At 70.0% G+C, this 8,613-nt stretch carries 6 protein-coding genes; 4 read left to right on the top strand and 2 right to left on the bottom strand.

The window, feature by feature from the left end:
• Nucleotides 1-22 precede the first annotated feature (22 nt).
• Entirely contained in the window at nucleotides 23-658 is a 636-nt protein-coding gene (locus KDH83_RS13660) for a TetR family transcriptional regulator (RefSeq protein WP_212316542.1), read from the bottom strand.
• A gap of 208 nt (nucleotides 659-866) precedes the next feature.
• Here KDH83_RS13660 and KDH83_RS13665 point away from each other — a divergent pair, with 208 nt between their 5' ends.
• Genes KDH83_RS13665 through KDH83_RS13680 form a run of 4 tightly spaced genes read left to right on the top strand, consistent with a single transcriptional unit; the run spans nucleotide 867 to nucleotide 7,806 of the window.
• On the top strand, nucleotides 867-2,090 hold the full coding sequence (locus KDH83_RS13665; protein WP_212316544.1) for an arabinose transporter: 1,224 nt from the start codon (nucleotides 867-869) through the stop codon (nucleotides 2,088-2,090).
• Complete coding sequence (locus KDH83_RS13670; RefSeq protein WP_212316546.1) at nucleotides 2,083-3,291, top strand: efflux RND transporter periplasmic adaptor subunit; 1,209 nt, start codon at nucleotides 2,083-2,085, stop codon at nucleotides 3,289-3,291. Before KDH83_RS13665 ends, KDH83_RS13670 begins: the two co-directional genes overlap by 8 nt.
• Nucleotides 3,288-6,374, top strand: a complete 3,087-nt coding sequence (locus tag KDH83_RS13675) for an efflux RND transporter permease subunit (protein WP_212316548.1) — start codon at nucleotides 3,288-3,290, stop codon at nucleotides 6,372-6,374. The genes KDH83_RS13670 and KDH83_RS13675 overlap by 4 nt, the downstream gene beginning before the upstream one ends.
• Nucleotides 6,364-7,806 (top strand): efflux transporter outer membrane subunit, encoded by a 1,443-nt coding sequence (locus tag KDH83_RS13680; RefSeq protein WP_212316550.1) that lies wholly within the window; start codon nucleotides 6,364-6,366, stop codon nucleotides 7,804-7,806. Before KDH83_RS13675 ends, KDH83_RS13680 begins: the two co-directional genes overlap by 11 nt.
• Nucleotides 7,807-7,851: 45 nt before the next feature.
• Here KDH83_RS13680 and KDH83_RS13685 read toward each other — a convergent pair.
• Nucleotides 7,852-8,613 (bottom strand): LysR substrate-binding domain-containing protein (locus KDH83_RS13685; protein WP_212316552.1); only part of this gene is annotated, 762 nt, incomplete at its 5' end.

The following is an 8,613-nucleotide window of genomic DNA, read 5'->3' on the forward strand; positions in this document are numbered from 1 at the left end:
CGCCGGGGCCGCGCGTCGACGTTCAAGCGCGGTGCGCCACGTCGGCGATATAGGCGCAGAACATGTCCGCCATGGCGTCCGCATAGGCGCCGATTTCCGCCTTGCTGCGCGCGTGGCCTGAAAAGACCTTGCCCACGGCGCTCAGCGTGGTGGATATCAAGCCGCCCACCAGGGCCAGGTCGGCCGGCGAGGCCTTGGGCATCACCTCGCGCATGAAGGCGCGAAAGGTTTCCTCGCCCGCCGCCCGCGCTTCGCGGGCTTCCGGCGCGTCGCGGTAGAGCGGGGCGGCGTCGCTGAGCGCGACCCGCATCTCGGCTTCCTCGCACTCCGAGTGGACAAACGCATGCACCAGCGCCCGCAGCCGTTCCAGCGGTGGCCTGGCCTGGTCTTCCAGGATGCGGCTCAGCATTTCCTGCGTCTGGCGCCATTCGTCGCTCTGCAGCCGGAACAGGATGGCGGCCTTGTTGGGGAAGTACTGGTAGACCGAACCGACGCTGACGCCGGCCTTCTCGGCCACGCGCGCCGTGGTGAAGCGGCCGGCGCCTTCCTGGGCCAAAACCTGAGTAGCGGCTTGCAGGATGGTGGCCACGAGCTCGGCCGAGCGCGCCTGCTTGGGCTGCTTTCTAGAGGAGATCTGCGGGGGATTGCTCTGGCTCATGGCGGCTGGGCGGGTCGAAAGAGAATGCGAATAGAAAACGCGAAGGATTAGTCGCATAATTTTAACGCGACGAATTATTCGCATTTTATCCCGATGACGGCGAAAGAGCGCATTCCAAGGAGACGAGGAAGACGCCCGCCAACCGGCATCGAACGCCCCGGCGCCGACCGAAAACGGCCCGTGGCGCCGCTCTCTCCTGGACCCAATCATGACAAAAGCACATACCCAGCACGCGTCGCCCTCGACGCTTGCGCCCCCCGTCACCAATGTGGTGATCAAGCTGCTGCCGCTCACGCTGGCGGTATTCATCGGCTTCCTGGTCATCGGCATGCAACTGCCCGTGCTGCCGCTGCACCTGCACGACACCCTGGGCATGGACACGCTGGTGGTCGGCCTGGTGGTCGGCTCGCAGTTCGCCGCAGCCCTGCTGTCGCGCTCGTGGGCCGGCAACTACGCCGACATGCGCGGCGCCAAGCGCGCCGTGGTGGCGGGCTCGGTGGCCGCCGCCGCCTCGGGCCTGCTCTATCTGGCCTCGCTGGCCTTTCTTGACGCGCCGACCACGTCGGTGTGGATCCTGGTGGCCGGCCGCATCCTGCTGGCCATGGGCGAAAGCCTGATCGTCACCGGCGCGATGGGCTGGGGCATCGGCCTGGTCGGGCCGCAGAACGCCGGCAAGGTCATGGCCTGGAACGGCATCGCCATGTACGGCGCCTACGCGCTGGGCGCGCCCGCCGGCGTGGTCGTCAACGGCCTGTGGGGCTTCAACGGCATCTCGGTCGCCACGCTGTTCGTGCCCATGCTGGCGCTGGCCGTGGTGGCCGGCGTGCGCGGCATCGCTCCCACCAGCCAGCGGCGCACGCCGTTCTACAAGGTGCTGAGCGCCGTCTGGGCGCCCGGCATGGGCCTGGCCCTGTCCAGCGTCGGCTTTGGCGTCATCACCGCCTTCATCGCCCTGCTGTTCGCGGCCAAGGATTGGGGCAATGCCTCGCTGGCCTTCACCGCGTTCGGTGTGGCCTTCATCGGCGCCCGCCTGTTCTTCGGCCATCTGCCCGACAAGATCGGCGGCGCCAAGGTCGCGCTGGTGTGCGTGATCATCGAAGCGGCCGGCCAGCTGCTGATCTGGGGCGCGGACACGGCCGTCATGGCCTACATCGGCGCCGCGCTCACCGGCTTCGGCTACTCGCTGGCCTTCCCCGGCTTCGGCGTGGAAGCGGTGCGCCGCGCGCCGCCGCAGACCCGCAGCCTGGCGATGGGCGCCTACGTCGCGTTCCTGGACATGTCGCTGGGCATCACCAGCCCGTTGGCCGGCCTGCTGGCCGACGCCGGCGGCATCGCCTCGGTGTACCTGGCCGGCGCCAGCGCCGTGGCCCTGTCCGTGGTCGTGGCCTTGAAGCTCTTGTTCGGTGCATCCAAGGGAAATCGTCATGCGTGATACGAATACCTCCGCGGGCGGACCCGGCATCCGCCTGCCCAAGGCGGGCAACCGGCGCATGGCCGTGATGCGCATCCGGCCTTTCGTCATCAGCCTGGTCGGCCTGGCGCTGGTGTCCGGCGGCTTGTACGGCTGGCGTGCGGCGCGGGCCGGCGTGGCCAAGCCGGCAGAACGGCCGCCGTTCCTGGTCTCGGTCGTCCAGGCCGAGCCGCGCAGCGTCGCCGGTTCGTTGCGGGCGGTCGGCAGTCTGCAGGCCGTGCGCGAAGTCATGCTGGCGCCGGACACGGCGGGACGCGTGACCGCCATTCACTTCACGGCCGGGCAGACCGTCAAGGAAGGGGCCGCGCTGGTCCAGCTGTTCGACGCGCCCGAGCAGGCCGACCGCGCGGCCGCCTCGGCCAAGGCCGATTTCGCGCTGCTGCAATTGCGGCGCTCGCAGGGATTGGCGCCCAGCGGCGCCGAGTCGCGCGAGGTGCTGGAGCAGCGCAAGGCCGAGGCGGCCCAGGCCGTGGCCGCCGTCCGGCAACTGGACGCACGCATCGAGCAAAAGCGCGTCCAGGCGCCGTTCGCCGGCCAGATCGGCATCCGGCGCGTCAACGTCGGCCAGTACCTGAACGCGGGCGAACCCGTAGCCACGCTGACGCAGCTCGATCCGTTGTACGTGAACTTTACGCTGCCGCAGCAGGACCTGCCCAGGCTGGCGCCCGGCGCGACGGTGCGGGTGAGCGTGGACGCCGTGCCCGGCCGCGTGTTCGAGGCCAGGGTCAGCTCCATCGAGCCGCGCGTCGACAGCCAGACGCGCAACGCCACGGTGCAGGCCGTGCTGCCCAACCCCGACCACGTGCTGCAGTCGGGCATGTACGCCACGGCCGCGCTGGTGTTGCCCGCGACCGAGAGCGCGGTCGTGCTGCCTCTCACGGCGATCCAGACCTCGGCTTCCGGCGACAGCGTGGTGCTGGTCCGCGACGCCAACGCGCAAGGCGTGGGCAAGGCCGTCGCGGTGCCGGTCACGACCGGCCGCCGGCTGGGCGAGGAGGTGCTGGTCACGCAAGGCATCCAGGCCGGCGACCTGGTGGTGACGGCAGGACAGAACCGCCTGCCGCCGGGCGCCATCGTCAGGATCAAGGGCGCCGATGCCACGGCCGGCCCCGCCCCGGCCGCCGCGCCCGCGCCGGGCGCAGCAACGAGGAAGTCGTCATGAGTTTCACCGACATCTTCATCCGCCGGCCCATCCTGGCGCTGGTGGTCAGCCTGCTGATCCTGCTGATGGGCGCGGCCGCCGTGTTCTCGCTGCCGGTGCGGCAGTATCCGTACCTGGAAAACGCCACCGTCACCGTGACCACGTCCTTTCCGGGCGCGACGCAGGAGGTGATGCAGGGCTTCGTCACCACGCCGATCTCGCAGTCCATCGCCACGGCCAGCGGCATTGAATACCTGAGTTCGACCACCACCCAGGGCAAGAGCGAAATCAAGGCGCGCCTGGTGCTCAATGCCGATGCCGACCGCGCCATGACCGAGATCCTGGCCAAGGTGCAGCAGGTCAAGTACCAATTGCCGGCCGGCGTCACCGATCCGGTCATCAGCAAGTCCACCGAGGGCGGCACGGCCGTGCAGTACGTGGCCTTCTTCAGCGATACGCTGACCATCCCGCAGATCACGGACTTCGCCAACCGGGTCGCCCAGCCGCTGTTCGCGGGCATTCCCGGCGTCGCCTCGGTCGATATCAACGGCGGCCAGACGCTGGCGCTGCGCATCTGGATCGATCCGGTCAGGCTGGCCGCGCGCGGCCTGTCGGCCGGCGAGGTCGCGGCGGCGCTGCGCGCCAACAACGTGCAGGCCGCGCCCGGCCAGCTCAAGAGTTCGCTGACCGTCACCAACATCAGCGCCGCCACCGACCTGCGCGATGTCGAGGACTTCCGCCAGATGGTGATCCTGTCCAAGCCCGACGGCGGCGTGGTGCGCCTGTCCGACGTGGCGACGGTGGAAATCGGCGGCCAGAACTACAACAACGCGTCCTTCGCGTCCGGCGTGCCGGCGATCTTCGTGTCGCTGTATCCCTCGCCGGAAGGCAATCCGCTGGAGATCGTCAAGCAGGCCAAGGCGCTGGTGCCGAAGATCCGCGAGATGGCGCCGCCGGGACTGAGCGTGATGCCCAACTACGACGTGGCGAAGTTCGTCAACGCGTCGATCGAGGAAGTCAGGGAAACGCTGGTCGAGGCCGTGGTGATCGTGATCGCGGTGATCTTCCTGTTCCTGGGCACCTTCCGCGCCGTCATCATTCCGGTCGTGACCATTCCGCTGTCGCTGATCGGCACCGCGGCGCTGATGCTGGCGTTCGGTTTTTCCATCAACCTGCTGACCTTGCTGGCGATGGTGCTGGCGATCGGGCTGGTGGTGGACGACGCCATCGTGGTGGTCGAGAACATCCACCGGCACGTCGAAGACGGGCTGTCACCGGTGCGCGCGGCGCTGCTGGGCGCGCGCGAGATCGTCGGGCCGGTGATCGCCATGACCATCACGCTGGCGGCCGTGTACGCGCCGATCGGCATGATGGGCGGCCTGACGGGGGCGCTCTTCAAGGAATTCGCCTTCACGCTGGCCGGCTCGGTCGTCGTGTCCGGCGTGGTCGCGCTGACCTTGTCGCCGGTGATGAGCTCCATGCTGCTGGATGCCCGCCAGAACGAGGGCCGGCTGGCCAAGCTGGTGGAGCACTATATGGCGTCGCTGGCCGAGCGCTACCGGCGCGCGCTGTCGCGCACCCTGGCCGCGCGCGGCGCGGTGCTGCTGGTGGGCGTGGCGGTGCTGGCCGCCATCGTGGTGCTGCTGCTGGGCATCCGCCGCGAGCTCGCGCCCACGGAAGACCAGGGCGCGGTCATCGTCATCGCCAAGGCGCCGCAGTACGCGGGGGTGGGCTATACCGCGCGCTACGCCGCCCGGGTCGAGCAGATCTTCGAATCCATCCCCGAGTTCGACAGCAGCTTCATGCATATCGGCGGCACCGGACGCGGGCAGAACCAGATGCTGAGCGGCGCGATCCTGAAGGACTGGTCCGAGCGCTCGCGCTCGTCCATCCAGATCCAGGGCCAGATACAGGCGGCCGGCGGCGCGATCGACGGCGAAACGCTGACGGCCGTGCAGTTCCCGGCGCTGCCGGGCTCCAGCGGCGGCCTGCCGGTGCAGATGGTGCTGCGCTCGCCGGAGGACTTCAAGACGCTTTATGACACCGCCGAGAAGATCAAGGCGGCGGCCTATGCCAGCGGCCTGTTCGTCTACGTGCAGAACGACCTGGCCTTCGACAGCCAGCAGGCGCATGTCGCCATCGACAGCGCCAAGGCGCGCGAAATGGGCGTGACCATGCAGGCCATCGCCGAAACCCTGGCGGTGCTGGTGGGCGAGAACTACGTCAACCGCTTCAATTTCCATGACCGGTCCTATGACGTGATCCCGCAGGTCAGGCAGGACGACCGGATGACGCCGGAAGACCTGGGCCGCTTCTACGTCAAGACCATCACCGGCGCATTGGTGCCGCTGTCCACCGTCGCCCGCGTCGAGACACGGCCCCAGGCCAACCAGCTCACCCAGTTCGGCCAGATGAACTCGGCCACGCTGGTCATGCTGCCCCGTCCCGGCATCAGCATGGGCGAGGCCGTCGCGTTCCTGCAATCGCAGCCGCTGCCGGCCAGCACCAGCGTCGACTGGCTCAGCGACAGCCGTCAGTTCGTGCAGGAAGGCAACCGGCTGTGGGTGTCGTTCGGCTTCGCGCTGGTGGTGATCTTCCTGGTCCTGGCGGCGCAGTTCGAGAGTCTGCGCGATCCGCTGGTGATCCTGGTCACGGTGCCGCTGGCCGTCTGCGGCGCGCTGGTGCCGCTGTGGCTGGGCTACGCCACGCTCAACATCTACACCCAGATCGGCCTGGTCACCCTGATCGGCCTGATCTCGAAACACGGAATCCTGATGGTCACTTTCGCCAACCATATCCAAGAGCATGAGAACCTGAGCCGCATCGAAGCCATCGAGAAGGCGGCGACGGTGCGCATGCGTCCCGTGCTGATGACCACGGCGGCCATGGTCGCCGGCCTGGTGCCGCTGCTGTTCGCCGGCGGCGCGGGTTCGGCCAGCCGGTATTCGATCGGCGTGGTCGTGGTGATGGGCATGCTGATCGGCACGCTGTTCACGCTGTTCGTGCTGCCCACGATCTACAGCTTCATCGCCAAGGACCACCGGGCGGCGGCGCAAGGCGCGCGCGCCCGCGAACTGGCGTCGGAGGCGGGTCATGCGCATTGAGTCATCGCTGTGCCCGGCGGGCAGGGCGCGAGCCCTTGCCGCGCCCTTGCTGCTGGCGCTGGCCCTGAGCGGCTGCGCCAGCGGGCCCGACTATCGCGCGCCGGCGATGCCGTCGGCGGCCGCCGGTGCGTTCGTCAGCCAGTCCGAGCGCACCAACGCCGGCGCCGAGCTGCCAGCGGACTGGTGGCGGCTGTACGACGACGCCACGCTCAACGGCCTGTTGCAGGAAGCGCTGGCCGCCAATCCCGACCTGCGCGCGGCGCTGGCCAACCTGGACAAGGCGCGCGCGGTCTACGACCAGGCCCGGGTCGGGCTGCTGCCGTCCACCCAGCTGTCGGGCGGCACGCGCTATGGCCGCAACAACGCGGCTGGCGGCGGCGACGGCCCGGCGCCCCGGCAGTGGAGCTACAGCGGCGGGCTGGAAGTGGCCTACGAGGTGGACCTGTTCGGACGGGTGCGGCGCGACATCGAGGCGGCCCGCTACGACGCCGACGCGGTCGCAGCGGCCTATGACGCGGCCAGGGTGCTGGTCGTGGCCGATACGGCGCGCGCCTACCTGAACGCCTGCGCCTACGGCGAGTCGGAGCAGGTGGCGCGCGCGTCCATCGCGCTGGCGCGGCGCAACCTGGACCTGATCAGCGAGCAGGAGCGCGCCGGTTCGGCTTCGCGCCTGGACGCCGAGCGGGCCGGCGTGGCGCTGGCGCGCACCGAGGCGGCGCTGGCGCCCATCGAGACGCGGCGCAGCGCCGCCCTGTTCGAATTGGCGGCGCTGCTGGGACGCACGCCGGCCCAGGTGCCGCAGGCCGCCCGCGCTTGCGCCAGTCCGCCCGAGGTGGGCGGTGCGATCCCGGTGGGCGACGGCGCCGCGTTGCTGCGCAGGCGGCCCGATCTGCGCCAGGCCGAGCGCAGGCTGGCCGCCGACACCGCGCGCATCGGCGTGGCCGTGGCCGATCTCTATCCGCGCGTCACGCTGGGCGCGTCCGGCAGCTACCTGCGTAATGACACGCTTACCGGCGACCGCGCCTGGTCGTTCGCGCTGGGTCCGCTGGTGTCCTGGAGCTTTCCCAACATCGCCGCTGCGCGTAGCCGCATCGAGCAGGCCGAGGCGCAGAGCGCGGCCTCGCTGGCCCGCTTCGACGGCGCGGTGCTGAACGCGCTGAAGGAAACCGAGCAGGCGCTCAGCGCGTATGACGCGGCGATCCGCCAGCGCGATGCGCTGGTCCAGGCCCGCAACCGCGCCGATAATGCCTTTCACTTGGCCGAGCAACGCTATCGCGCGGGTTCGATCAGCTATCTGGATGTGTTGGTGGCGCAGGACAGCCTGGTTACGGCGATGTCGCAGGAGTCCGCGCTCAAGCAGCAGGTCGGCGCCGCGCGTGTGGATGTGTTCAAGGCCTTGGGCGGAGGCTGGGAGCAGGGCGCGGGCGGTTGAGGCGCCGCGCCCGTGGCTGCCGGCGTGGCCGCGTCGGCGGCGGCTTCAGGCCGGCGGCCGGTCCTGCCCGGCGAGCTGCGCGAAGCGCGCCACTGGCGAGTCCGCCGGCCCGGCGCGGCAGACCAGGTTGAGGGGAATGGTGAAGGCCGATGCCGGATCCAGCTCGCGGTAGATGACAGCGTCCTGGTGCAGGCTGCGCAACGTGCGCGGCACGACCGTCACGCCGGTGCCGGCCGCCACCAGCATGACCGCCGACAGCAGGCGCGGCACGTCGGCGACAACGCGGGGTTCGAAGCCCGAGCGGCGGCAGGCGTCGAGCAGTTCGTCCTGCACGCCGGGGCCATCGGCGCGCCGGTACAGCACGAAGGCTTCGCCGGCCAGGCGAGACAAGGGCAAGGGTGTGGATTCGCGCGCCAGCGGATGATCCGAGGGCAAGGCGGCCAGCATGGTTTCACGGGCCAGCACGACGGATTGCAACGCGGGATAGCGGCGGGAGGAGGCGCGCACGAAGGCCGCGTCCAGCGCGCCGCCGGCCACGCTTTCCAGCAGGTCGCGCGTGGCGTTTTCCTGGGACTTCAGGCGGATGCGCGGGTAGCTGGCCTGGAACGCGCGTATCAGCCGTGGCACGTCGGGGTGCAGGGCGGCCGAGCTGGTATAGCCCAGGGCGAGCTGCCCGGCTTCGCCGCGCGAGGCCAGGCGGGCGCGTTGCGCTGCCTGTCCGGCATCGGCCAGCAGCCGGCGCGCATCTTCCAGGAATACCTGGCCCGCCGCGCTCAACCGGATGCTGCGCGGCGGGCCAGGTATTCC

Source organism: Achromobacter sp. Marseille-Q0513 (assembly GCF_018195695.1).
Lineage (GTDB): Bacteria > Pseudomonadota > Gammaproteobacteria > Burkholderiales > Burkholderiaceae_B > Achromobacter.

Coding starts and splice junctions, on each gene's coding strand:
- KDH83_RS13660 (WP_212316542.1), bottom strand. CDS start 658: ATGAGCCAGAGCAATCCCCCGCAGATCTCCTCTAGAAAGCAGCCCAAG.
- KDH83_RS13665 (WP_212316544.1), top strand. CDS start 867: ATGACAAAAGCACATACCCAGCACGCGTCGCCCTCGACGCTTGCGCCC.
- KDH83_RS13670 (WP_212316546.1), top strand. CDS start 2,083: ATGCGTGATACGAATACCTCCGCGGGCGGACCCGGCATCCGCCTGCCC.
- KDH83_RS13675 (WP_212316548.1), top strand. CDS start 3,288: ATGAGTTTCACCGACATCTTCATCCGCCGGCCCATCCTGGCGCTGGTG.
- KDH83_RS13680 (WP_212316550.1), top strand. CDS start 6,364: ATGCGCATTGAGTCATCGCTGTGCCCGGCGGGCAGGGCGCGAGCCCTT.